The organism is Nosocomiicoccus massiliensis (genome assembly GCF_000438455.1).
GTDB classification, from domain to species: domain Bacteria; phylum Bacillota; class Bacilli; order Staphylococcales; family Salinicoccaceae; genus Nosocomiicoccus; species Nosocomiicoccus massiliensis.
In genome coordinates this window covers 1-24,681 of the sequence record NZ_CAVG010000063.1, presented here as the reverse complement: position 1 = coordinate 24,681, position 24,681 = coordinate 1, and the positions used below count along the sequence as shown (strand labels likewise).

Sequence of the window (24,681 nt, the reverse complement as noted above, 5' to 3'; positions counted from 1 at the left end):
TAATACTATGGCAATTTATGATGTAAATGATTCAGATTTTAAAGAAAAAATTAGCGAAGGTGTTAAACTTGTAGATTTCTGGGCACCTTGGTGTGGACCTTGTAAGATGATTGCACCGGTACTAGAAGAAGTAGCAACAGAAGTTGAAGGTAAAGCAGACATCCTTAAAGTAAATGTGGATGACAACCAAGCAACTGCAGCTGATTACGGAGTTATGTCTATTCCTACTTTAATTCTTATGAAAGACGGAGAAGAAGTAGACAAAGTTGTTGGCTTCCAACCAAAAGAGCAACTCGTTTCATTAATCGAAAAACACTTATAATATACGACTAAGCCGCGATGAGCGGCTTTTTTTATATCAATTGAGGGATCACTTATGGAAAAAGATTCACAGTTAAAGTTAAAACTTTCGGTGTTACCGAAAGAACCAGGCTGTTATTTAATGAAAAATAAGCGCGATGAAATTATTTACGTCGGTAAAGCTAAAAACTTAAGAAATCGCGTGCGGTCCTATTTTACTGGTGCACACGATGAAAAAACAATGCGACTCGTGAGTGACATCGTCGATTTTGACTTTGTTATCACAGATTCTGAAGTTGAGTCATTATTACTAGAAAATACATTAATAAAAAAGCATCAACCACGCTATAACATTTTATTAAAAGACGATAAAAGTTATCCGTTTATAAAAATTACGAATGAACGACATCCACGATTACTCGTTACACGTACTGTTAATAAACGAACAGGTAAATATTTTGGTCCATATCCAAACGCTTATAGTGCACATGAAACAAAACGATTACTCGACCGGATTTATCCGTTACGAAAATGCGATACGATGCCGGATAGATTATGTTTGTATTACCACATTGGGCAGTGCCTAGGACCATGTGTGTATGAAGTAACAAAAGCAGAAAATGATAAAATGATTCAAGGTATTACAAACTTTTTAAACGGTGACACTGAATCAGTCATATCTGAACTTGAAAATAAAATGCAAAATGCAGCAGAATCATTAGAGTTTGAACGTGCGAAAGAATATCGTGATTTAATACATCATATAAATGCGACTATGGAAAAACAAAATATGTTAACGAGCGATATGACAGCGAGAGATGTGTTCGGATTTTACACATATAAAGGTTGGATGGCAGTTAGTGTCTTGCTAATTCGTAACGGTAAACTGATTGAAAAAAAAGCAGAAATGTTTGCAATGAATGATACAGTCGACGAAGAATTTAACCGTTTCGTCTTTCAGTTCTATGAGCTAGATTCGAACTTAAAACCAAAAGAAGTTCATTTACCAGTATCAATCGATCCATCGATTTTAAATAAAGCATTACCGATGAAAATAATCACACCAAAACGCGGGGGTAAACGTGAAATGGTTGATCTAGCGTGTAAAAATGCCGAAGTTGCAATTAAAAGTCGCTTTGAAATTATCGCGAGAGATGAAAGACGGACGACAGAAGCGATTGAAACACTTGGAGACGTACTGAATATTGAAACACCAAGGCATATCGAAGCGTTTGATAACTCGAACATTCAAGGCGCAGACCCTGTCAGTGCGATGGTCACATTTATTGACGGAAAGCCAGATAAAAAGTCATATAGAAAATATAAAATTCGTACGGTTGAAGGACCAGATGATTACGAATCGATGAGAGAAGTAATTCGCAGACGTTATAGCCGTGTATTACGTGAAGGTTTACCGCTTCCGGATCTCATTATCGTAGACGGTGGTATCGGACAAATGAACGCTGCGAAAAGTATATTAAGAGATGAGCTCGGCGTATTTATTCCTGTTGCTGGTGTAAAAAAAGACGACAAACATAATACAGCAGAGTTGTTATATGGTGAAGGTGCAGAAATCGTCCCTTTAAATAAAACTTCTCAGACGTTTTATTTACTACAACGTATACAAGATGAAGTGCACCGTTTTGCGATATCGTTCCATCGAAACACGCGTAAAAAAACAGCGTTTCGTTCTGCATTAGACGATATTAAAGGGCTTGGTCCAAAGCGTAAACAAGCGATGTTACGTGCATTTGGATCAGTAGAAAATATGAGGACAAAATCCGTTGAAGATTTCCAAAGAATTGGGATTCCACAAAACGTTTCAGAAGCAATTGTTGAAAAACTTAACAATAATAGCTGAAAAGGCTTTATAGTGTCTTGATTTAACTGATAATGAGTCGTAAAATATAAAGCAAACACTATGATTTGTTAATTTGGTTAGGGGGGACAATAGTGTCTAAACAAGATTCGAGCTTTTTTGTGAGAAGATTGCATTCATTGCTTGGAGTTGTGCCACTTGGTGTGTTCTTAGTTCAACACCTAATTATCAACAACTTCGCAACACGTGGACCAGAAGCATTTAACACGGCTGCTGGATTCATGGGTAACTTGCCTTTTGTTTTAGTTCTTGAAACATTTGTCATTTACTTACCGATTTTATTCCATGGTATTTACGGTGTGTATATTGCATTTACTGCAAAAAACAACGTAGGTCAATACGGTACATACAGAAACTGGATGTTCCTTATTCAAAGAATTACGGGAATTATTGCATTCGTATTTATTGCAATTCACGTTTATCAAACACGTTTCCAAGTATTACTAGGTGCTGAAGTAAACTTTGATATGATGGCAGATATTCTCGGTAGTCCGTTTTGGTTTGTATTCTATGTAGTCGGTGTTCTTGCGGTCGTATTCCACTTCGCAAATGGATTATGGTCATTCATGATTACATGGGGAATTACACAATCACCAAAATCTCAGCAAATAATGAGCTATGTTGCGATTATCGTTTTTGTAATTGTTGGATTCATCGGCGTTCAAACATTATTCGCATTTATTTAAAGGAGTGTCACTAATGGCAAATAATAAAGTTATCGTTGTCGGTGGTGGACTTGCGGGTCTAATGGCAACGATAAAAGCAGCAGAAAGCGGCGCACAAATTGATCTATTTTCAATTGTTCCGGTTAAACGTTCACACTCTGTATGTGCACAAGGTGGAATTAACGGTGCCGTAAATACAAAAGGTGAGGGAGATTCACCTTATAAACACTTTGATGATACGGTGTACGGTGGAGACTTCTTAGCAAACCAACCACCGGTTAAAGCAATGACTGAAGCAGCACCAAAAATCATTCACTTACTCGATCGTATGGGCGTTATGTTCAGCCGTACGCCAGAAGGTTTACTTGACTTCCGTCGTTTCGGTGGAACGCTATATCACCGTACGGCATTCGCAGGTGCAACGACTGGTCAACAGTTATTATATGCACTTGATGAGCAAGTGAGAAAATATGAAGTTGAGGGCTTAGTAACAAAATACGAAGGATTTGAATTTTTAGGTATCGTTAAAGATGCTGAAGGTCGTGCACGTGGTATTACAGCGCAAGACATCAAAACGGGTGAAATTCGTTCGTTCGGTGCTGACGCGGTAATTATGGCTACAGGTGGACCTGGAATTATCTTTGGTAAATCGACGAACTCAATGATTAACACTGGATCAGCAGCGTCAATCGTGTACCAACAAGGTGCAGTATACGCAAACGGTGAATTCATCCAGATTCACCCAACAGCAATTCCTGGTGACGACAAATTACGTCTTATGAGTGAGTCAGCACGTGGTGAAGGTGGACGTATTTGGACATACAAAGACGGTAAACCTTGGTATTTCTTAGAAGAGAAATATCCACACTACGGAAACCTCGTACCAAGAGATATCGCGACGCGTGAAATCTTTGATGTATGTGTAAACCAAAAGTTAGGTATTAACGGAGAAAACATGGTTTACTTAGACCTTTCACATAAAGATCCACACGAGTTAGATGTTAAACTCGGTGGAATTATCGAAATCTATGAGAAATTTACTGGAGACGATCCACGTAAAGTTCCGATGAAAATCTTCCCAGCAGTACACTACTCAATGGGTGGATTATATGTAGATTACGATCAAATGACAAACATCCCTGGTCTATTTGCAGCAGGTGAGTGTGATTATTCACAACACGGTGCAAACCGACTAGGCGCGAACTCATTATTATCAGCAATTTACGGTGGTATGGTTGCTGGACCTAATGCGATCGACTATGTGAACTCTTTAGAAACGACTTACGAAGAGTTAGATAGTGCAATTTTCGATGAAGCAGTAAAAGTCGAAGAAGATCGCTGGGAAAACATCCTTAACATGAAGGGTGAAGAAAACGCATATCAATTACACCGTGAACTTGGTGAGTTAATGACAAACAACGTAACAGTTGTTAGAGAAAACGCAAAATTAGTTGAAACAGATAAAGAAATCGTTAAATTAATGGAAAGATATCAAAACATTAATATGGACGATACAAAGCAGTGGAGTAACCAAGCAGCATTCTTCACAAGACAATTATGGAACATGTTAGTGTTAGCACGTGTGATTACAATCGGTGCATTAAACCGTAACGAATCTCGTGGTGCACACTACAAACCAGAATTCCCTGACCGTAACGATGAAGAATGGCTAAAAACTACAAAAGCGTATTACGAAGGGCCAACAGAAGCACCACGTTTTGAATATGAAGACGTTGATGTAAGCCTGATCCCACCACGCGTACGTGACTATACTAAGTAATCTGAGAGGAGTATTAAAATGGCAGAAACTATTAAATTAAAAATCAAACGCCAAGAAAACCCAGAATCACAAAGCTACTGGGAAGACTTTGAAATTCCTTACAGACCAAATATGAACGTCATCAGTGCGCTTATGGAGATTCAAAGAAACCCTGTGAACGCTAAAGGAGAAAAAACAACACCAGTCACTTGGGACATGAGTTGTTTAGAAGAAGTTTGTGGTGCGTGTTCAATGGTTATTAACGGAAATGCACGCCAATCATGTACTGCGCTAATTGACCAGTACACGCAACCAATCACGTTAGAACCGATGAGCACATTCCCAGTCGTTAGAGACTTACAAATTGACCGCTCACGTATGTTCGATAGCTTAAAACGTGTGAAAGCTTGGGTACCAATCGATGGTACATACGATCTTGGTGCAGGTCCTCGTATGCCTGAAAAGCAACGTCAAGTTGCATATGAACTTTCTAAATGTATGACATGTGGTGTATGTTTAGAAGTGTGTCCAAACGTAAACGACAAATCTGACTTTATCGGTGCAGCACCGATTTCACAAGTGCGTCTATTTAACTTACATCCAACAGGACGTATGAACAAAGACGAAAGATTAGATGCGTTAATGGGCAAAGGTGGAGTATCTGAATGTGGTATGGCACAAAATTGTGTTAAAGCATGTCCAAAAGGTATTCCATTAACAACTTCTATCGCATCTATGCAAAGAGAAACGACATTCCATATGTTTAAATCATTCTTTGGTAGTGACCATGAAGTAGAATAATATACAAAAAGATGTGTTTCGACACATCTTTTTTTATTTCAATTTTTAATTCATGTATAATATAGCCATATAGGTTAAGGTGGGGATAAGTATGCCTTTAAATATGAATAGTGCATCGATTGAAAAATCATTGAGGCATTTATCGGTGCAAGTAAGGCTGTATGGTCGTGAAATATTAAAAGAATATAAATTATCAAAAATTCAATTTATCGCACTACAATGGGTGAGTGATTCTAATGGTCAGACGATCGGAGAGGTCGCTAAAAAGTTAGATCTTGCGTATTCGACAACGACAGATATTATAGACAAACTCGAATGTAGTGGTTTTGTACGTAGAGAGCGTGGTCATAAAGATAAACGTGTCGTTCTCGTAAAAATTGAACAAAAAGGTACGGAACTATTGTCTCAAGTTATTAAAAAGCGCGTACAGTTCATCGATGAAATTACGGGTGATTTTACTGAAGATGAGAAAGAAATGTTATCCACTTTGCTTAAACGAATGATTAAAAAAAGTGAGTCGATGTCATATGAATAATAAGGCAATCGGCGTCATGGATTCTGGAGTCGGTGGTTTAACAGTTGTAAAAGAACTCGTACGCCAACTACCGAGAGAAAAGATTGTTTATTTTGGGGATAGTTTAAGATGTCCGTATGGTGAGCGCTCGAAAGAAGAGGTATTATCGTTCACGAAAGAAATTTATAATTTTTTAAATCGTAAAGATATAAAGCTGTTTATCATTGCTTGTAACACAGCGACTGCTCTCGCTATTTCTGAAATTAGAAAAATGATAGATATCCCAGTCATCGGTGTTATTAAACCGGGATCTAGACGTGCATTACAAATTTCAGACAATGATAATATTCTCGTATTATCTACGAGAGGTACGATGCTTTCACATAAATATAAGTCGACGATACAAAAGATTAATAAATCAGCAATCGTCACAGAGCATTCGTGTCCAGATTTTGTACCGCTTATCGAAGCATTTAATTATAAAAATGCTGATATACGAGATAATGTAATTCACGAGACATTAAAGAGCGTTAAAGACACAAATGCAGATACAGTAATTCTCGGGTGCACTCACTATCCGTTAATCAAACAGGCGATTGATGATTATTTTTCAAATGAAAAGCATATCGTCGACTCTGGATTAGAGACTGCGAGAGACGTCAGTACGTTATTAGAGTTTAAAGAGCTACTCAGTTCAAAAGATGATGAGATCATACACGAGATTTACGTTCACGGTGATCATCAACAATTCGAAGAGATTTTAAACGAATGGATGCCGAATTTTAAATATACAATTCAATCAGTTAAATTATAGGAGTATTTTATGAGTAAAATAGTAATTGCAAGTGGTAATAAAGGTAAAATTAATGATTTCAAATCAATTTTTAAACAGTTCGAAGTCGTTGGGATTCAATCTATTTTAGAAGATTTTAATCCTGTAGAAGATGGTGAAACGTTTAAAGATAATGCATTAATAAAAGCATTAGAAGGCGCAAAACGTACGAATTTACCTGTAATCAGTGACGATTCAGGATTATCAGTAGAAGCGTTAGAGGGTGCACCAGGCGTTAGATCTGCACGTTTTGCTGGAGATGACGCGACAGATCAAGAAAATAACGAAAAGTTATTACAACTAATGAAAGATGAAGAAAACAGATCCGCATACTTTACTTCTGTTATTGCGGTCGCATTTCCGGATGGAACAGCGTATACGTATGAGGGCGTTGTATTCGGTGAAATATTAGAAAGACCTGTTGGCACTAATGGATTTGGTTACGACCCGCTCTTTCAAACGTTAGATGGTAAAAAATTTGGTGAGTTATCAACGGATGAAAAAGCTGAGATTTCACATCGAAAACGTGCCATCGATAAGTTATTAGAAGATGAAAACTTATTTAATAGACTTCAAAGTTAGGTGAAATAATGAAAGTATTAATCGTCAGTGATAACCATAGAGAAAAAACAATGATTGAAAAATTGCCTAAAGAAATAGATGCTGATCTATACATCCATCTCGGTGATAGTGAACTGTCATCAGAAGATGCTGTACTAGAACCGTATGAGTATGTTAAAGGAAATACGGATTATGATATGAGTTTTAGAACTGAACAATTGTATGATGGTCTTATTTATTTTACACACGGCCATTTATACCATGTAAACCGTGACCGAAACCTACTCGCTTCAAAAGCGAAAGCACTCGGTGCTACATATGCATTATACGGTCATACGCATATCGCTAAAGTTGAAAAAATTAATGACGTTTACTGTATAAACCCAGGATCAATATCCGCTTCAAGAAGTTCTGAGCCAGAAACATATGCAGTATTAGACACTGAACAAAATAACGTAACGTTTTATAAGAGAGATGGAGAAGTGTTAAAACAAGTTGAACTCGAGTAAATCAATGAAACACGTATAATTATAAAAAAACATGTTGACATTTAGACGTGGCATTTACTATAATGGTTATTGTGTTCATTGATAGGTCCTGGTAGCTCAGCTGGATAGAGCAATGGCCTTCTAAGCCATCGGTCGGGGGTTCGAATCCCTCCCAGGACGTAATTAAAGCCTGTAACTTTTAAGTTACAGGCTTTTTTATTTTCTTTAATATCTTTATTTATGCGTAATTTAAGAATACTTTACTGATTATGTTGGGTATACGATATACACGTATTAAAAAACATATAAAGGAGTTTACGTATGGATAAAGATCATATTATTTTAATGATTAATGAAGGCTTAGATAGTATGGATGAAGAATTTAGAGATGAACCTTATGACATTTATTTTCAGCCGAATGAAGGGCAAATTTATATGTCTGTAAGTGGTATGGCATATGACGGTTACGATAAAGAGGCATATATAATCGCGAAAATTGAAAACCAAGAAGTTGTGAATTGGTATATTTAAAAAGCACCCAAAATATGGGTGCTTTACTGCTTATATTAATCTACTAATTTTAGTCTTTCTTTGAGTGTATTAAATATGACTGCACCGATCATACCAACGATTAATGTCGATACGAATATCGCGATGACTGATGGCCAGTATGGTATCCCTAATACGGATTTCAGCATAAGTGATACGATAAGCCCACATACAACTGCGTATTGTACGACGTTTATCCATAAGTTTTTAATGAAGTAGCTGATTGTATACGAAACAACCGCACATCCGACCCCGACGAGAACGTCGATATACCCGAGTGGTGAAAAGAAGTTTGCAACTGTTACACCTACGATCATTCCAGGTATAAATTTTCGGTTTATAAACGGAAGTATTGCGAGCATTTCTGACACGCGGACTTGTATCATTCCGTGACCGATTGGGTTAATTGTCGTTAAGACGACATACAAAGCAGCGATACATGCATTAATTGCAAGATCCTTTGAAGTAAATTTCATTGTAATTCTCCTTAGTTTTTTATACAGGGAAGTTTTCGAACCTGTTTCAATGTGAAATTATAGCAAAACACATTAAAAATTACTATAGTATAATGAAGACAGTAAAAGATTAGGAGTATATAGATGAGTAAATTCGATGAAATGATTTTAGTAGTAAATAGAAAAGATTTATTTAATGATGAAGCACATGCGTTTAACGGTTTTTTAAGTCAATCTGATGCACGTTTTAATGAAATTACGAAGACGCTAGATGACTATGAAATTAAACGCCGTGGAGATATGGAAGAAGACGAGTCATATAAACAGCTCGTGTCATATACGATTGTTGAAAGTGATCATGAAACGCTCGTTTATAAACGTTTAACAGGTGGCGGTGAATCTCGTTTACATGGACTTCATTCAATCGGTGTCGGTGGACATATGAACGATATTGAATCTGAAGAAAACATTAAAGAAAAAATGTTTGAAAACGCAGCGCGTGAACTACAAGAAGAAATTGGCTTAGAAAAGGAAGACTTAAACGCGTTTGAATTAATCGGTTTAATTAACGATGATACAAATGAAGTCGGACGTGTCCATATTGGACTCGTATTTAAAGTGAATGTAGACAAAGAAAAAGTATTTACGAATGAGGAAGACACGCTCCAACTTATATGGTCAAAAAGAGAAGAGTTAAAAGAGTTAGGAAACTACGAAACGTGGAGTGAACTCATCATTCGTGATTTATATGAATAACTTAACGTCACACCCACGGTTTATTAAAAAAATTGAACGTGATTTAAAAGCACTCTATCATGATAATGATTTTGATTTATTCATAGAAAAGTTTTCGGAATATAGCACAATAGTCGTTCATATAGATATTACTTTAGTCGAAATGTATTATGATGTGTTAATTCAAAAAAATGAATATGAAATGATGTATAAATACGCACAACTTTGTTTTCGAACGAAAGAAATGTCACGTGATGAAGCGGAACTTCATCTGAACATGATCCTTCAAGCGTTATTTAATTTAGAGTTATACGAAGAATTACTTGAATGGTCAAATATCGTTACTGTGACAGGTAAAGAGAGTGGTATGGCAGCCTCACTTATACAATTTGCGACACATTGTAAACATTATGCGACGGAAAAATTAAAGAAAAGAAATACGATGACGCAACCAAATGAAAATAATGATGAAGTGTTTAATACGATAGATATTGATATAGATGAGTATTTAAACGCCGAAAATCCGACACTTGTCATCGCTGCGGTTGAGCATTTAATCGATTTAAAAGATGAGTCATATGGTGATGATGTTTATAAATTACTTCAATCGGAAAGAGATATGAGTGTAGCATCACTCATGGTCATTTATTTAAAAGAAATAGAGTATGACGGTGTCATTCATCTAGAAAAATTTGGTGAAACGTTTGATGCACATATTAGTGAATTTAAACAATTTGAGAAATCTGCAAAAGTCGAACCGACGATTCGTTGGATCGTCGAAGACGGCGAGCTTCGCTTTGACCACGAAGAACGCATACAACAAGCGATTGAAATATTTTTAAACATTAGCTTACTATGGTATCCTCTTAAAGTGCCGTTCACACCTAAAGAACTAGCAAAAGGGTTTATATCGTATACAAAAATGTTAAATAACGAATTACCCATGCATTCGTTTAATGGTTATGTGGCGGATTGGATACTAAAAATTGAAAAAGAAATTCATAAGTAGTCGATACTTTTATTGAAAAATCGATTATGTTACAATGAATAGGTTAATTAAAATGTAAAATAACGGAGGAAATGATTATGTCTCAAACACAAACTTGGGAAAAGAAAGAAGGAAACGTAGGTACATTAACAATTACAGTGCCTGCTGAAGATTTTGATAAAGCTTTAGACCAAGCATTCAACAAAGTAAAAAAAGATATTCAAGTACCTGGATTTAGAAAAGGTAAAATTCCTCGTCAAATGTTCGAAAAACGCTTTGGCGTTGAATCATTATATCAAGACGCTTTAGATATCGTTTTACCAGGCGCTTATAGCAAAGCAATTGATGAAACAGGTATTAAACCAGTCGATCAACCTAGCGTTGATGTTAAAGAAATCGAAAAAGGCAAAGATTTAGTACTTGAATTAGAAGTAACTGTAGAGCCAGAAGTAGAGCTCGGTGAATACAAAGGACTTGAAGGTAAAGAAATCGATGCCGAAGTATCTGAAGACGATGTAAACGAACAAATCGAAGCGTTACTCGGTCAATATGCTGAGCTTGTCGTAAAAGAAGGCGAAGTTGCTGAAGGTGACGTTGCAAACATCGACTTCAAAGGCTTCGTTGATGGAGAAGCATTTGAAGGCGGAGAAATGGAAGGTCACGACCTTGAAATCGGTAGTGGTACATTCATTCCTGGATTTGAAGATCAGTTAATCGGTCTTAAAGCTGGAGAAGAAAAAGACGTAGAAGTTACTTTCCCAGAAGAGTATCAAGCAGAAGAACTTCAAGGTAAAGACGCAACGTTTAAAGTAAAATTAAACGAAGTAAAAGAAAAAGAAGCAAAAGAACTGACTGACGAATTTGTTAAAGAAGAATTAGAAGGTTTTGAAGGCGTAGAAACAGCTGACGAAGTTAAAAAACAAATCGAAGAAGACTTAAAGAACTTTAAAGAACAAGAAAAAGATTACGAATTAAGAGAATCTCTCGTTGTTCAAGCAGCTGAAAATGCGAAAATGGAAATTCCTGAAGCAATGGTTGAAAGTGAACAACAAAGAATGCTTCAAGAATACGAACAACGTCTTGCTCAACAAGGGTTAAACTTAGAGTTATTCGAGCAAATCTCTGGTCAAACGAAAGAAGACTTACTCGAGCAAATGAAAGACGACGCGTTTAAACGTGTACGTACTGGTTTAACTTTACAAGCAATTGCACAAGCTGAAAACATTGAAGCGACTGAAGAAGATGTCGATAACGAATTACAAAAGTTAGCGGACCAATTCCAAATGGCGAAAGACGACATCAAAAAAGTTCTTGGTGATTTATCTGTCATTGAAAATGACATTAAAAACCAAAAAGCAATTGAGTTCTTAGTAGATAACAGAAAACAATAAAATCAAAAAAAGCTCTATACATGGATGTGTATAGAGTTTTTTTATCAATACAATTTATTTGAAAGAGTCGGTATAGTATAGTAATATACGTAAGAGCGAAAGGTCGGTGTATACATGTTTAAATTTAACGAAGATGATCAAGATCTAACATGTAGTTTCTGTGGTAAAAACCAAGATCAAGTTCAAAAACTGATCGCAGGAAGTGGCGTATACATTTGTAATGAGTGTATTGAATTATGTCACGAAATAATTGAAGAAGAATTAAAAGACGCACCACAAGAGTTTTTAACTGAAATTCCAAAGCCAGGTGAAATTCAGGCAGCGCTTGATGAGTATGTCATCGGACAAGAAAAAGCAAAGCGCGCACTTAGTGTGGCGGTGTATAACCACTATAAACGTATTAACCATGAAAGTGATGACGATGTTGAAATATCTAAAAGTAACATCGCTTTAATTGGACCAACAGGTTCAGGTAAAACGTTACTCGCACAAACACTTGCACGCACATTAGAAGTGCCATTTGCGATTGCGGATGCGACAAGTTTAACTGAAGCGGGTTACGTTGGAGATGACGTTGAAAATATTTTACTCCGTTTAATTCAAGCAGCGGATTATGATATTGAGCGTGCTGAAAAAGGAATTATTTACGTCGATGAAATCGATAAGATTGCTCGTAAAAGTGAAAATACGTCAATTACACGCGATGTTTCCGGTGAAGGGGTACAACAAGCATTACTTAAAATTTTAGAAGGAACAGTTGCGAGTGTACCACCACAAGGTGGCCGTAAACATCCGAACCAAGAGTCGATTCAAATCGATACGAAAGATATTCTGTTCATCCTCGGTGGAGCGTTTGATGGTATTGAAGAGATTATTAAACGCCGTATTGGTGCGAAAGTAATTGGATTTGGTAGCGGCGAAGAAAATGTCGATACGAATGAAGAGTTAATGGCATTAGTTCGTCCGGACGACTTACAAAGCTATGGGTTAATTCCTGAGTTTATTGGTCGTGTACCGATTATAGCGAACTTAGAAGAGCTCGATACAGACGCACTGACTTCAATTTTAACAGAGCCAAAAAATGCGTTAGTGAAGCAATATAAGCGCATGCTTGAACTCGACGATGTTGAGCTAGAGTTTGATGACGATGCACTCATTGCGGTCGCGAAACTTGCGATTGAAAGAAAGACAGGTGCACGTGGATTACGTTCAATTATCGAAGAGCGTATGGTAGACATTATGTTTGACGTACCGTCAAATGATAATATTTCTAAAGTTAGAATTACGAAAGATACGATTGTGAATGAAACAGATCCTTTAGTATATGATGCTGAGGGTAACGAAATTCACTTAAATGAACAGAGTGCATAATTTATTAGGCTGTCTTTTACAAGACGGCCTTTTTTTAGAGGTGGAGTAAATGGAATTAAATCCAAATAAAATTGAATTTTTAATATCGGCAGTAGCAAAAGAACAATATCCTGAAACACATTTACCAGAAATAGCGATGGCAGGGCGTTCAAACGTCGGTAAATCGAGTTTTATCAATGCGATATGTGGACGTAAAAATATCGCGAGAATTTCAAGTAAACCAGGTAAAACAGTGACGTTAAACTTTTATAATGCGGATAATCAATTCGTGTTTGTCGACGTTCCTGGTTATGGTTACGCAAAACAATCTAAAAAAGAACGTGCGAAATGGGCATCTATGATAGAGAATTATTTTATTCATAGAGAAACGTTGCATGCGTGTGTTCAAATTATCGATCTACGTCATCCGCCGACAAACGATGACGTTTTAATGTATGACTTTTTAAAACAACTCGATATACCAACGATTGTCGTAGCAACGAAATCAGATAAATTACCTAAAAGTAAATTACAAAAACACGTATCAATTATTAGAAAAGAATTAGAATTAGAACCTGAAGACGTCATTATCCCATTTTCTTCAACTGAGAAGTACAATGTAGAAAAAGTGCTCGATGCAATTGAGGAGAGAATCTAACAAATTATTGAACATTGAGCCAAAACACTCAAAGAAGGTCCTATATTTGATACTATTATATAAGTAAACAAATATTTAATCGGTAAGTAAGGGGCAGTCTAAATGCATGTCATTGCACTTAGTATAAACTATAGAAAAGCAAGCGTAGATGAACGCGAACAACTTAATTTTAGTGATCACGATATCGTACCAGCACTTCATACGTTACGTGATCAAAAAAGTATATTAGAAGCGGTAATTTTTTCAACGTGTAACCGAACAGAATTATATGTCGTGACAGATCAAGTGCATACGGGATCTTATTACACGAGAAACTTTTTAAGTGAGTATTTCAACATACCACTAGAAACAGTTAAAAACGTGACAGAGTTAAAAGTGAATGATGAAGCAATTCATCACTTATACCGAGTTGCTGCAGGGTTAGATTCAATGGTGCTCGGTGAAACGCAAATTTTAGGTCAAATTAGAGATGCGTTTATACTCGCACAAGAAGAACATACGACAGGGAAAATTTTTAATCGATTATTCAAAGAAGTTATCACAATCGCAAAACGCGGACATAGTGAAACAGATATTTCTAAAAACGCCGTGTCTATGTCATATGCAGCGGTAGAACTCGCTAAGAAGATTTTTACAAATATTCAAGATGTTAAAGTTCTCGTACTCGGTGCGGGAGAAATGTCAGAAGAAACGTTATTAAACTTAACGTCTAATGGTGTGAGTGATGTTACAGTTGTAAACCGTAACCCAGATAACGGCAAACAACTCGCAGAACGTTATTTAGGTCAATTTAGACCGATGGATGAATTAGAAGATGCACTTAAAGATACAGATATCGTCATCTCAAGTACAGGTGCACCGAACTTTATCATTACTGAAGAAATGATTAAAAGAGTCCGTAACGTCGATGATGAGCGTTCGCTCATACTTATTGATATCGCTGTACCGCGTGATATCGATCCAAATGTTAATAATGTAAATAACGTCCATCATTATAACGTCGATGATTTAAGTGGAATTGTCGATGATAATTTAAAAAAGAGAAAAGAAGAAGCGAAAAAAATTGAAGCGATGATAGACACATCAATTCAAGAATTTTTAAATTGGGTTGAAATGCAAGGTGTACGTCCTGTAATCGAAGCAATGCGTACGAAAGCATTAAACATACATGAAACGACGTTTGAAAGCATCACAAATAAGTTACCAGATTTAACTAAACGTGAAAAGACGATTATATCTAAACATATGAAAAGTATTATTAACCAAATGTTACGTGACCCTATTACGTACACGAAAGAACTCGCGGATGAACGTAAAGGCGCAGTACAGTTAACAGAGCTGGAACATATTTTTGGTATTGAATCTATCGTTGAAGATATTCATAAAAGACATTATGAATCGTTACAAGCGATTGAAAAACTAAGAAAAGAAAAACAAAATGTGAGAAAGTAGGCCAATCATGAAAACAGTTGTAGTCGGGACGAGACGTAGTGGTCTTGCAAAAACTCAAACGATGCAATTAATTGAATCGTTAAAAGAAAAGAATCCAGAAGTAAACTTTGAAGTAAAAGAAATCGTAACTAAAGGAGATAGAATTGTCGACCGCCAGTTAAGTAAAGTCGGTGGTAAAGGTCTATTCGTTAAAGAAATCGAACACGCACTAAAAGTTGGAGATATCGACATGGCCGTACACTCGTTAAAAGACGTACCGAGTGAATTACCAGAAGGATTTAAACTTTCAGCAGTACCTGTTCGTGAAGATAGACGAGATGCATTTTTATCGAATGGAAATGTGTCATTTAAAGATTTAAAACCAGGTTCAATTATCGGAACGTCAAGTTTACGTCGTGCAGCTCAACTTCAACAAATGCGTGATGACATTACGGTGAACTGGGTACGTGGAAACATCGACACGCGTATTCAAAAGATGCGTGACGGTGAGTATGACGCGATTATCTTAGCTGCAGCTGGTTTAAAACGTATGGGCTGGAGTGATGATGTCGTCACTGAATACTTTGACCCTGAAGAGTTTATACCAGCAGTTGCGCAAGGTGCATTAGGGGTAGAAATTCGTGAAGACGATAAAGAAATGCACGAGATTCTACAGACGATTCACCACGATGAAACAGCAACTGAAACGACAGCAGAGCGTACGTTCTTAAAACGAATGGACGGTAGTTGCCAAGTGCCAATCGGAGCAAATGCACAATTTGTAGATGGTGAATTATATTTAACTGGTCTCATTATGAGTGAAGATGGTAATGAGAAGTTTCTCGTTAAAAAATCTGGAGACGATCCAGTTGTACTCGGTAATTTAGTTGCTGACGAAATGGAAAAAATCGGTGCAAAAGAAATCATTGATGAAATCAACAAAAATAAATAAACGAGTCATCGTTACTCAAAGTCATTTTAGAGATGTCGAAACATCTTTAGATTTAATTCATCTACCGATTATTACGTTTAAAAAATTACCGTATGATAAATTGATATTAAATAAACAATATGATTACGCCGTAATCACGAGTAAAAACACCGTCCGTTTCTTTAAAGACGAGTTAAATATGCTCGACGTAAAACATATCGCATCCATTGGTAAAACGACGTCTGAAGCACTCGTTGAAGCGGGATTTCACGTTGACTTTGAGCCGAGCGATTATACGCAAGAAGGGTTTAAAGAAGAGTTTAAAGTGGGAAAAGGAATGCGTGTACTTTATCCAGCAAGTAAAGATAAGCGTTCTATTATGAGAGATTACTTTATAAGTGAAGGTGCGGAACTCACAGACTTACCGTTATATGCACCCGCACCGAATGAAAAGACGATCTCAGAGTTAAAACGAATACTCAGTGATATTGACGGTATCACGTTTTCAAGTCCGTCTGGCGTTCACGCTTTTATGTCATATTTTACTGCAGAAGATTTAACAGACTTAAAAGTAATTTCAATTGGGCACGTCACTCAAAGTGCGTTATTGTCTTACGGTGTAAAAACGAAGATACCAAAAGAAGCGACACTAGAAAGTATGATTAACGAAATGGAAGAGGAGTTTCAAAATGAAATTTGATAGACATCGCAGATTAAGAAAATCAGAATTTATGAGAGATTTAGTAAGAGAAACATCATTACGTAAAGACGATTTAATTTACCCGATTTTCGTCGTGGAACGTGATAACGTAAAAAAAGAAATTCCATCGATGAAAGGCGTTTACCAAATCTCGTTAAATTTACTTGAAGAAGAACTAAAAGAAGTTTATGAACTCGGTATTAAATCGGTTATTTTCTTCGGTGTGCCAAACCATAAAGACGACGTTGGTAGTGGTGCATATGATGAAAACGGGATTGTTCAAGAGGCATGTAAACTGTCTAAAAAATTATATCCTGATTTAATCGTCATTTTAGATACTTGTCTATGTGAATATACAGACCATGGACATTGTGGCGTCATCGATCCGAAAACGAGAGACGTTGATAACGATAAAACATTACCGCTTTTAATCGAAACTGCAGTTTCGCAAGCTAAAGCTGGTGCTGACATTATTGCACCATCAAACATGATGGACGGTTTTGTTACAGAGATTCGTAAAGGATTAGATGATGCAGGGTTTTATCATGTTCCGATTATGAGTTACGGTATTAAATATGCATCTAAGTTCTATGGTCCATTTAGAGATGCAGCAGAATCTACACCATCATTTGGTGACAGAAGAACATATCAAATGGATCCGGCAAACCGTTTAGAAGCACTCCGAGAGTTAGAGAGTGACACACGTGAAGGTGCAGATATGATGATTGTAAAACCTGCACTCTCATATCTTGATATTATCCGTGACGTGAGAAACAATTCGAATTTACCAATCATTGCATATAACGTCAGTGGTGAATACTCGATGACTGTTAATGCGATTGAACAAGGTTTACTAGATGAAGATGTTATCGTAGAACAAATGTTATCTATTAAGCGTGCAGGTGCGGATATGATTATTACGTACTTTGCAAAAGACTTATGTAAAAAAATTAACGAAGGAGCAATTTAACGATGTACGAAATATCGAAACAATTATTTGATGAAGCAGTTCATTTAATGCCAGGTGGGGTTAACTCTCCAGTTCGTGCGTTTAAATCGGTAAATATGGATCCGTTATTTATCGACAGCGCAAAAGGTGCGAAAGTGAAAGACGTTGATGGTAACGAGTATATTGACTACGTATTAAGCTGGGGTCCGTTAATTTTAGGTCATACTGATGAAGAGGTTGTTGAAGCGATTAAACAACAAGCTGAAAAAGGATCTTCATTCGGTGCACCTACAGCGGTAGAAAACGAACTCGCAAAACTCGTCATCGACCGTGTACCGTCAGTTGAAATGATTCGTTTTGTATCTTCAGGTACTGAAGCAACACTTGCAGCACTTAGACTTGCTAGAGGTTATACAAACCGCAATAAAATCTTAAAATTTGAAGGATGCTACCACGGGCATAGTGACTCACTGTTAATCAAAGCAGGTAGTGGTGTTGCGACACTCGGTTTACCAGATTCACCAGGAGTTCCAGAAGGTACTGCTAAAAATACAATTACTGTTCCATATAATGATAAAGAAAGCTTAAAAGTCGCATTTGAACATTACGGTGACGACATTGCAGCGGTGATTATGGAACCAGTCGCTGGTAACATGGGAGTTGTTCCTCCAGTAAATGACTTCTTACAATATGTGAGAGACATTACGAATGAATATGGTTCACTCTTAATTTTCGATGAAGTAATGACAGGATTTAGAGTCGGTTATAACTGTGCACAAGGATACTTTGGTATCGACCCAGATATTACTTGTTTAGGTAAAGTAATTGGTGGTGGATTACCTGTAGGTGCGTTCGGTGGTAAAAAAGAAATTATCGAACGTATCGCACCAGCTGGTGATATATACCAAGCAGGTACTTTATCAGGGAATCCACTTGCGATGACAGCAGGATTACACACGTTAAAACAACTCAATAAAGAGAGTTATGACCACTTTAATCATTTAGGAGATATGATTGAAGAAGGGTTAACAGAAGTCTTTAAAGAGTTTAACGTTCCATTTACAATTAACCGTGCAGGTTCTATGATTGGATTCTTCTTAACAGATGGTCCAGTTGAAAACTTTGAAGATGCAAATGGATCAGACTTAAAATTATTTGCTAAACTATATCCTGAAATGATTAAAGAAGGGGTATATTTACCTCCGTCACAATTCGAGGGAATGTTCCTTTCAACAAAACATACTGAGGAAGATATTAAGTTTACAATTGAGGCGTTTAGAAACGCACTTTCACGTATTATGAAATAGGTATTGCTTTCGTTAGAAAAAATGTGCATAATTTAATATATAAATATGTAAGAGAGTAGGATGACTATGCCAATTCAAAAGAAAGATAAAAGACAACCTGCTTCAGAACGATTAGTATATTGGTTAATGCCTGTAGTAGCGTTTCTTTTACTATTACCAGTACTTATTTATCATCTATAAGAGACAATACCTCGAGAAATCTCGAGGTATTTTTATATTGAGGTGATGGTGTTTGAGATTTTTAAAATTATTATGTCTTCTTGTGTTTATCGTATTAATAGGTGCTGTATTTAAGTTTTTCTCAATACCACTCGCATACTTATTTGCGTCAATTATCGGAACGCTATTATTCATACGTATTATTGATAATGAAATATATTTTCCAAAACCATTTGCGAATTCCGGTGTATTTGTAATGGGGATTCAAATTGGAACATCATTTACATTACCAGCAATCATTAAAATGACAGATGACTGGTACAATATCGTCATCATTACAATATTAACGCTTCTGCTCGCTTTACTTTTATCGATTCCTTTTCGTTATTTAACGAATTCTTCGGTTGAAACTGCTGTGTTAGCGAGTGTTCCTGGTGCTTTAAGTCAGATGATTATAATGGCAGAAGAAAATAAAAACGCAGATCTAATGCTCGTTTCATTGACACAGACTTCAAGAATCGTTTTTATCGTCATATTAGTGCCGATGATTACACATTTTACTCAAAGTACTTCTGTCAGTAGAATTACTGAAGTGCCAAACTTATCTGAAGTGTTTTCAGTATATATGTTACTCATACCAATAGCAGGATACTTGATGTATCGTTTATTACGTAGGATAAAATTCCCAGCAGCAATCTTGCTTGGCCCAATGATACCAACGATCGTGTGGAATTTAATAACGGAAGCACCATTCACTCTAGATTTTGTACTCATTGCATTTGCACAAATTTTATTCGGTATTCGAATCGGAATGCAGATTACGACGTTATTTAGTCAACTTTCACTACGTGATATATGTGCAATTGTCATACAAAACGTCGGTTTAATCGTCGGTAGTATGATACTTGTGATCATTTATACGATGTTTACATCTCATGAATTTACGAGTCTATTTTTAGCGGCAGCTCCAGGTGGCCTCGCTCAAATTATCGTCGTTGCGATAGAGAGTGGTGGAGATATTGCGATGATTTCAAGTTATCACTTGTTTAGAATATTCTTTATCATCCTAATCGTCGTACCGCTCGTTCATTACTTTTTAATGAGACCACGTGCTCAGAAAAGTTGACTTACACGCGTGAATACAATAAAATTAACGTAGTTAAATATGAAAAGTAGAAGTAGTAGTATCATAAATGTCTTCAGAGAATATGCGGTTGGTGAGAGCATAGTCATAGTGATATGAAGTAGTCTACGTGTAGCATTTATCTTGAACGTATAGTAAAGATAGACGTTTAGTGAGCGTTAATCATAATTAAGTGTGGCATATTTATGCCAAATTTAGGTGGTACCACGGTAATCCCGTCCTATTTAGTAGGGCGGGATTTTGTCATTTAAAGAAAGAGGTTGATATAGATGGATATGCCAACGAAGTATAATCCAACAGAAGTTGAAAAAGGAAAATACGAAAAATGGGTGGAAGCAGGTTATTTTGAATCAGATGTAACTTCAGATAAACCACCATTTACAATCGTTATCCCACCGCCAAACGTAACAGGTAAGTTACATTTAGGTCATGCATGGGATACAACACTACAAGACATTATTACACGTCAAAAGCGTATGCAAGGTTTTGATACGTTGTATTTACCAGGTATGGACCATGCCGGTATCGCAACGCAAGCACGTGTCGTACAACGACTTAAAGAAGAAGGCATTGATATTCACGATTTAACACGTGAGGAATTTTTATCTCACGCATGGAACTGGAAAGAAGAATATGCAGGCCACATCCGCGATCAATGGAAAAAATTAGGTCTTGGATTAGACTATAAAAAAGAAAGATTCACGTTAGATGAGGGGCTTTCTAAAGCAGTACGTAAAACGTTCGTTAATATGTATAACAAGGGACTCATTTACCGCGGTGAATACATCATTAACTGGGACCCAGAAACACGTACAGCTTTAAGTGATATTGAAGTCATTCATAAAGAAATCGAAGGTAAATTTTACCATATTAAATATCCATATAGTGATGGTAGTGGTTATTTAGAAATCGCAACGACACGCCCAGAGACGATGCTCGGTGATACTGCAGTTGTCGTACATCCAGACGATGAAAGATACCAAGAGATTATCGGTAAAACAGTGATTCTACCACTGATGGATCGTGAAATCCCTGTGATTACTGACGATTACGTCGATATTGAATTTGGTACAGGTGCAATGAAAGTCACACCAGCGCACGACCCGAATGACTTTGACTTAGGTAATCGTCACAATTTAGAACGTATTAACGTTATGAATGAAGACGGTACGATTAACGAACTTGGTGGAGAATTCGTTGGAATGGACCGCTTTGAAGCACGTAAAGCGATTGTGAAAGAATTAGAAAAAAGAGACCAACTCATTAAAGTAGAATCACACATGCATAGCGTTGGACACTCAGAACGTAGTAACGCAATTGTCGAGCCTTATTTATCGACACAGTGGTTCGTTAAAATGGCACCACTTAGAGATGAAACACTCGAAAACCAAGAGACGGATAATAGAGTTAATTTCGTACCGAACCGTTTTGAAGGTACGTTTAACCGCTGGATGGAAAACGTTCATGACTGGGTAATTTCAAGACAGTTATGGTGGGGGCACCAAATTCCAGCATGGTACCATAACGAATCTGGTGAAATGTATGTCGGCGAAGAAGCGCCAGAAGATATTGAAAACTGGACGCAAGATAAAGACGTATTAGATACGTGGTTCTCAAGTGCATTATGGCCGTTCTCTACGTTAGGTTGGCCAGAAGAAACGGACTTACTCAAAAAGTATTATCCAACGAACGTACTCGTCACTGGATATGACATTATATTCTTCTGGGTATCGCGTATGATCTTCTCAGGTCTGGAGCAAACTAATAAGCGTCCGTTTAATGATGTATTACTACATGGACTTGTTCGTGATGAACAAAATCGTAAAATGTCTAAATCTCTAGGCAACGGAGTAGACCCGATGGACGTGATTGATAAATACGGTGCAGATGCACTTAGATACTTCTTATCAACAGGTTCTACACCAGGGCAAGACTTACGTTATAGCGATGAAAAAGTTGAGTCTGTGTGGAACTTTATCAACAAAATTTGGAATGCATCGCGATTTGGGTTAATGAATATTGGTTCAGACTTTAAACATGCTGATATTAACTTGGAGGGCGAAAAAACAGTTGCTGACGAGTGGATTTTAACGCGCTTAAACGATACGATTCGTGAAGTAACTCGTCTATTCGATAAATACGAATTCGGTGAAGTTGGACGTGTTTTATATCATTTCATTTGGGATGATTTCTGTGATTGGTACATTGAAATGTCTAAAATCTCAATGAACGAAGGTACTGAAGAAGAAAAACAAATGACGCGTTCAGTATTACTTTACACACTTGATAAAATTCTAAAAATGTTACATCCGTTTATGCCATTTGTCACTGAAGAAATTTACCAAGCGATTGATAATAGTCAATCTATCGTTGTGAGCGAATGGCCAACAGTAGACGAATCACTATCTAACGAAGAAAGTAATAAGACGATGAGTTTACTTGTAGACATTATTAAGTCTGTCCGTCAAACGAGAAATGAAGTGAATACACCACTATCTAAGCCGATCGATATTAAAATTGAAATTAAAGATGCAAACAGTCGAGCACTTATTGAAGAAAACAAAAACTATATCACTCGATTCACAAATCCTGAAACGTTAGAAATCAGCGAAAAAGTGAACATTCAAGACGATGCAAAAACTCAAGTCGTTAAAGGTGCAACTGTCGTTTTACCACTTGAAGGTTTAATCGATATAAACGAAGAAATCGAACGTTTAGAAAAAGAACTCGAGCGTTTAGATGGCGAATTAAAACGTGTTAAAGGTAAATTAAGCAATGAAAAATTTGTGCAAAATGCACCGGAAAAAATCGTAAATGAAGAGCGTGAAAAAGAAGCTTCATACAAAGCGCAATATGAAGATGTTGAAGCTCGACTAAACGGGTTAAGAGGTAAGTAACATGAATTATGATGAGACGTTAGAATGGATACACAATAGAGGAAAATTCGGCATCAAACCAGGCGTTAAACGCATGGTTTGGATGCTGAATGAACTAGATAACCCACAAGACAATATTACAGGCGTACATGTCGTAGGTACGAATGGTAAAGGTTCTGTAGTATCGTATATACGTAGTGCGTTAAATGAAAATGATTATTCAGTTGGAACATTCACTTCACCTTATATTGAAGTGTTCAATGAACGCATTTCAATCGACGGTACGCCGATTTCTAACGAAGATCTCGCACACGTTGCCAATATCGTACGTCCTGTGAGTGAACGAATGGCTGAAGAGACTGAACTTGGACAAGCGACAGAATTTGAAATTATTACGACGATGATGTTTGTGTATTTCGGTAATGTCCATCCAGTAGATATCGTAGTAGTAGAAGCGGGAATTGGTGCGACTCATGACTCAACGAATGTATTTAAACCAGTCATGACCATTTTAACGAGTATCGGTAAAGATCATACAGATATATTAGGAGAAACACTCGTCGAAATTACGAAAGACAAAGCTGGAGTTATTAAAGAAAATACCCCGCTTGTATATCATGTAGATGATACAGATTCAAAACAAGTCATTTACAAATTATTAGAAGAAAACGATGCGAAAGGTATAGAGCTCGGAAGAGACATTATTTTACTAGATAATGACAATGAGTTTTCATTTAAATATAACGATTATGATTTTAACGATATTCAGTTAAAAATGCTTGGATACCATCAGATGCAAAATGCGAGCTTAGCACTTGCAGCACTTCTTGAAATGCATGAATTAAAAATTGTAAATTTAGATATGAATAAAACAGTCCATGGTGTTGAAGACGTCACATGGGTCGGTCGAATCGAAGTATTACAAGAAGACCCGACGATTATTATAGACGGGGCGCATAATAAAGAAGCGGTTGACGTTTTAATTAAAACGATCAAAGATAATTATGCAAATAGAAAGATTACAGTTTTATTTTCATGTGTCGACGGAAAACCAATTCAATATATGGTCGATGAACTCGCATCAATTGCAGATGAATTTGTCGTGACTGAATTTGATTTTTATCGTAAAAAACCAGTTCAAGACATTTATGATGCCGTGAACCATCCGAATTTAAGACAAGTCGATGATTATATAAAATTTGTCGATCAGTTTGATGGTGATGTATTGCTTTGTACAGGTAGTTTATATTTCATCAGTT

General features: G+C 36.7%; 24 protein-coding genes, 1 tRNA gene, 1 riboswitch and 1 other annotated feature. Of the genes, 24 read left to right on the top strand and 1 reads right to left on the bottom strand.

What is annotated here, in order from left to right:
- Nucleotides 1–7: 7 nt before the first annotated feature.
- The 11 genes from trxA to TJ68_RS03100 all read left to right on the top strand — a co-directional run bounded on the left by trxA (nt 8) and on the right by TJ68_RS03100 (nt 8,330).
- A complete protein-coding gene (gene trxA / locus TJ68_RS03150) occupies nt 8–322 on the top strand; it encodes a thioredoxin (protein ID WP_040928688.1) in 315 nt (104 codons plus the stop codon).
- A 54-nt stretch (nt 323–376) separates the two neighbouring features.
- The gene (gene uvrC / locus TJ68_RS03145; protein WP_040928687.1) at nt 377–2,161 is read left to right on the top strand and encodes an excinuclease ABC subunit UvrC; all 1,785 of its coding nucleotides are present in this window, start codon (nt 377–379) and stop codon (nt 2,159–2,161) included.
- Between the two features lie 92 nt (nt 2,162–2,253).
- Nucleotides 2,254–2,865 (top strand): succinate dehydrogenase cytochrome b558 subunit, encoded by a 612-nt coding sequence (locus TJ68_RS03140; RefSeq protein WP_040928686.1) that lies wholly within the window; start codon nt 2,254–2,256, stop codon nt 2,863–2,865.
- A 13-nt stretch (nt 2,866–2,878) separates the two neighbouring features.
- Entirely contained in the window at nt 2,879–4,624 is a 1,746-nt protein-coding gene (gene sdhA, locus TJ68_RS03135; protein WP_040928685.1) for a succinate dehydrogenase flavoprotein subunit, read from the top strand.
- 18 nt (nt 4,625–4,642) lie between these two features.
- Nucleotides 4,643–5,404 carry a succinate dehydrogenase iron-sulfur subunit gene (gene sdhB / locus TJ68_RS03130; protein WP_040928684.1) on the top strand — a complete coding sequence of 254 codons (762 nt, stop codon included), beginning with the start codon at nt 4,643–4,645 and terminating at the stop codon, nt 5,402–5,404.
- 91 nt (nt 5,405–5,495) lie between these two features.
- Nucleotides 5,496–5,939 (top strand): MarR family winged helix-turn-helix transcriptional regulator, encoded by a 444-nt coding sequence (locus TJ68_RS03125; protein ID WP_040928683.1) that lies wholly within the window; start codon nt 5,496–5,498, stop codon nt 5,937–5,939.
- Nucleotides 5,932–6,732 (top strand): glutamate racemase, encoded by an 801-nt coding sequence (racE, locus tag TJ68_RS03120; RefSeq protein WP_040928682.1) that lies wholly within the window; start codon nt 5,932–5,934, stop codon nt 6,730–6,732. The genes TJ68_RS03125 and racE overlap by 8 nt, the downstream gene beginning before the upstream one ends.
- Nucleotides 6,733–6,741: 9 nt before the next feature.
- A complete protein-coding gene (gene rdgB / locus TJ68_RS03115; RefSeq protein WP_040928681.1) occupies nt 6,742–7,332 on the top strand; it encodes an RdgB/HAM1 family non-canonical purine NTP pyrophosphatase in 591 nt (196 codons plus the stop codon).
- Between the two features lie 8 nt (nt 7,333–7,340).
- Nucleotides 7,341–7,820 carry a YfcE family phosphodiesterase gene (locus TJ68_RS03110; RefSeq protein WP_148449629.1) on the top strand — a complete coding sequence of 160 codons (480 nt, stop codon included), beginning with the start codon at nt 7,341–7,343 and terminating at the stop codon, nt 7,818–7,820.
- A gap of 85 nt (nt 7,821–7,905) precedes the next feature.
- A tRNA-Arg gene (locus TJ68_RS03105) sits at nt 7,906–7,979 on the top strand.
- Between the two features lie 141 nt (nt 7,980–8,120).
- Complete coding sequence (locus tag TJ68_RS03100; protein WP_040928678.1) at nt 8,121–8,330, top strand: hypothetical protein; 210 nt, start codon at nt 8,121–8,123, stop codon at nt 8,328–8,330.
- Between the two features lie 35 nt (nt 8,331–8,365).
- Here the strand turns inward: TJ68_RS03100 and TJ68_RS03095 are convergent, their stop codons facing one another.
- The gene (locus TJ68_RS03095) at nt 8,366–8,824 is read right to left on the bottom strand and encodes a QueT transporter family protein (RefSeq protein ID WP_081643651.1); all 459 of its coding nucleotides are present in this window, start codon (nt 8,822–8,824) and stop codon (nt 8,366–8,368) included.
- 5 nt (nt 8,825–8,829) lie between these two features.
- A riboswitch (PreQ1 riboswitch) is annotated at nt 8,830–8,874 on the bottom strand.
- Nucleotides 8,875–8,947: 73 nt separating this feature from the next.
- Between TJ68_RS03095 and TJ68_RS03090 the strand changes: the two genes are divergently transcribed.
- From TJ68_RS03090 to TJ68_RS03030, 13 genes are all read left to right on the top strand, one after another.
- Entirely contained in the window at nt 8,948–9,559 is a 612-nt protein-coding gene (locus tag TJ68_RS03090; RefSeq protein ID WP_040928677.1) for an NUDIX domain-containing protein, read from the top strand.
- Nucleotides 9,528–10,547, top strand: coding sequence for a hypothetical protein (locus tag TJ68_RS03085; protein ID WP_222859703.1), 1,020 nt, complete (start codon nt 9,528–9,530; stop codon nt 10,545–10,547). The genes TJ68_RS03090 and TJ68_RS03085 overlap by 32 nt, the downstream gene beginning before the upstream one ends.
- A 77-nt stretch (nt 10,548–10,624) precedes the next feature.
- A complete protein-coding gene (gene tig, locus TJ68_RS03080; RefSeq protein WP_040928675.1) occupies nt 10,625–11,917 on the top strand; it encodes a trigger factor in 1,293 nt (430 codons plus the stop codon).
- A 114-nt stretch (nt 11,918–12,031) separates the two neighbouring features.
- Nucleotides 12,032–13,288 carry an ATP-dependent Clp protease ATP-binding subunit ClpX gene (gene clpX / locus TJ68_RS03075; protein ID WP_040928674.1) on the top strand — a complete coding sequence of 419 codons (1,257 nt, stop codon included), beginning with the start codon at nt 12,032–12,034 and terminating at the stop codon, nt 13,286–13,288.
- Between the two features lie 49 nt (nt 13,289–13,337).
- Nucleotides 13,338–13,925 carry a ribosome biogenesis GTP-binding protein YihA/YsxC gene (yihA, locus tag TJ68_RS03070; RefSeq protein ID WP_040928673.1) on the top strand — a complete coding sequence of 196 codons (588 nt, stop codon included), beginning with the start codon at nt 13,338–13,340 and terminating at the stop codon, nt 13,923–13,925.
- Between the two features lie 102 nt (nt 13,926–14,027).
- Complete coding sequence (gene hemA, locus TJ68_RS03065) at nt 14,028–15,377, top strand: glutamyl-tRNA reductase (protein ID WP_040928671.1); 1,350 nt, start codon at nt 14,028–14,030, stop codon at nt 15,375–15,377.
- A 7-nt stretch (nt 15,378–15,384) separates the two neighbouring features.
- Nucleotides 15,385–16,308: a hydroxymethylbilane synthase gene (gene hemC / locus TJ68_RS03060; RefSeq protein WP_040928670.1), complete on the top strand. Its 924-nt coding sequence runs from the start codon at nt 15,385–15,387 to the stop codon at nt 16,306–16,308.
- Nucleotides 16,286–16,987: a uroporphyrinogen-III synthase gene (locus TJ68_RS03055; protein WP_052327275.1), complete on the top strand. Its 702-nt coding sequence runs from the start codon at nt 16,286–16,288 to the stop codon at nt 16,985–16,987. The genes hemC and TJ68_RS03055 overlap by 23 nt, the downstream gene beginning before the upstream one ends.
- A complete protein-coding gene (gene hemB / locus TJ68_RS03050) occupies nt 16,977–17,957 on the top strand; it encodes a porphobilinogen synthase (RefSeq protein WP_040928669.1) in 981 nt (326 codons plus the stop codon). Before TJ68_RS03055 ends, hemB begins: the two co-directional genes overlap by 11 nt.
- Before the next feature lie 2 nt (nt 17,958–17,959).
- Nucleotides 17,960–19,243: a glutamate-1-semialdehyde 2,1-aminomutase gene (hemL, locus tag TJ68_RS03045; protein WP_040928668.1), complete on the top strand. Its 1,284-nt coding sequence runs from the start codon at nt 17,960–17,962 to the stop codon at nt 19,241–19,243.
- Nucleotides 19,244–19,505: 262 nt separating this feature from the next.
- On the top strand, nt 19,506–20,528 hold the full coding sequence (locus tag TJ68_RS03040; RefSeq protein WP_162138448.1) for an AbrB family transcriptional regulator: 1,023 nt from the start codon (nt 19,506–19,508) through the stop codon (nt 20,526–20,528).
- Between the two features lie 33 nt (nt 20,529–20,561).
- Nucleotides 20,562–20,772 (top strand) — a binding site (T-box leader).
- A gap of 43 nt (nt 20,773–20,815) precedes the next feature.
- Entirely contained in the window at nt 20,816–23,443 is a 2,628-nt protein-coding gene (locus TJ68_RS03035; protein WP_040928666.1) for a valine--tRNA ligase, read from the top strand.
- 1 nt (nt 23,444) lies between these two features.
- The coding region (locus tag TJ68_RS03030) for a bifunctional folylpolyglutamate synthase/dihydrofolate synthase (RefSeq protein WP_040928665.1) at nt 23,445–24,681 on the top strand (1,237 nt) is incomplete at its 3' end.

Excerpts from the sequence above, each read along its gene's own strand:
- hemA (WP_040928671.1), top strand. The coding sequence starts at position 14,028 with ATGCATGTCATTGCACTTAGTATAAACTATAGAAAAGCAAGCGTAGAT.
- uvrC (WP_040928687.1), top strand. The coding sequence starts at position 377 with ATGGAAAAAGATTCACAGTTAAAGTTAAAACTTTCGGTGTTACCGAAA.
- TJ68_RS03110 (WP_148449629.1), top strand. The coding sequence starts at position 7,341 with ATGAAAGTATTAATCGTCAGTGATAACCATAGAGAAAAAACAATGATT.
- sdhB (WP_040928684.1), top strand. The coding sequence starts at position 4,643 with ATGGCAGAAACTATTAAATTAAAAATCAAACGCCAAGAAAACCCAGAA.
- TJ68_RS03125 (WP_040928683.1), top strand. The coding sequence starts at position 5,496 with ATGCCTTTAAATATGAATAGTGCATCGATTGAAAAATCATTGAGGCAT.
- TJ68_RS03035 (WP_040928666.1), top strand. The coding sequence starts at position 20,816 with ATGGATATGCCAACGAAGTATAATCCAACAGAAGTTGAAAAAGGAAAA.
- hemC (WP_040928670.1), top strand. The coding sequence starts at position 15,385 with ATGAAAACAGTTGTAGTCGGGACGAGACGTAGTGGTCTTGCAAAAACT.
- tig (WP_040928675.1), top strand. The coding sequence starts at position 10,625 with ATGTCTCAAACACAAACTTGGGAAAAGAAAGAAGGAAACGTAGGTACA.
- hemB (WP_040928669.1), top strand. The coding sequence starts at position 16,977 with ATGAAATTTGATAGACATCGCAGATTAAGAAAATCAGAATTTATGAGA.
- trxA (WP_040928688.1), top strand. The coding sequence starts at position 8 with ATGGCAATTTATGATGTAAATGATTCAGATTTTAAAGAAAAAATTAGC.
- rdgB (WP_040928681.1), top strand. The coding sequence starts at position 6,742 with ATGAGTAAAATAGTAATTGCAAGTGGTAATAAAGGTAAAATTAATGAT.
- TJ68_RS03100 (WP_040928678.1), top strand. The coding sequence starts at position 8,121 with ATGGATAAAGATCATATTATTTTAATGATTAATGAAGGCTTAGATAGT.
- TJ68_RS03090 (WP_040928677.1), top strand. The coding sequence starts at position 8,948 with ATGAGTAAATTCGATGAAATGATTTTAGTAGTAAATAGAAAAGATTTA.
- hemL (WP_040928668.1), top strand. The coding sequence starts at position 17,960 with ATGTACGAAATATCGAAACAATTATTTGATGAAGCAGTTCATTTAATG.
- clpX (WP_040928674.1), top strand. The coding sequence starts at position 12,032 with ATGTTTAAATTTAACGAAGATGATCAAGATCTAACATGTAGTTTCTGT.
- TJ68_RS03095 (WP_081643651.1), bottom strand. The coding sequence starts at position 8,824 with ATGAAATTTACTTCAAAGGATCTTGCAATTAATGCATGTATCGCTGCT.
- sdhA (WP_040928685.1), top strand. The coding sequence starts at position 2,879 with ATGGCAAATAATAAAGTTATCGTTGTCGGTGGTGGACTTGCGGGTCTA.
- yihA (WP_040928673.1), top strand. The coding sequence starts at position 13,338 with ATGGAATTAAATCCAAATAAAATTGAATTTTTAATATCGGCAGTAGCA.
- racE (WP_040928682.1), top strand. The coding sequence starts at position 5,932 with ATGAATAATAAGGCAATCGGCGTCATGGATTCTGGAGTCGGTGGTTTA.
- TJ68_RS03055 (WP_052327275.1), top strand. The coding sequence starts at position 16,286 with ATGAAATCAACAAAAATAAATAAACGAGTCATCGTTACTCAAAGTCAT.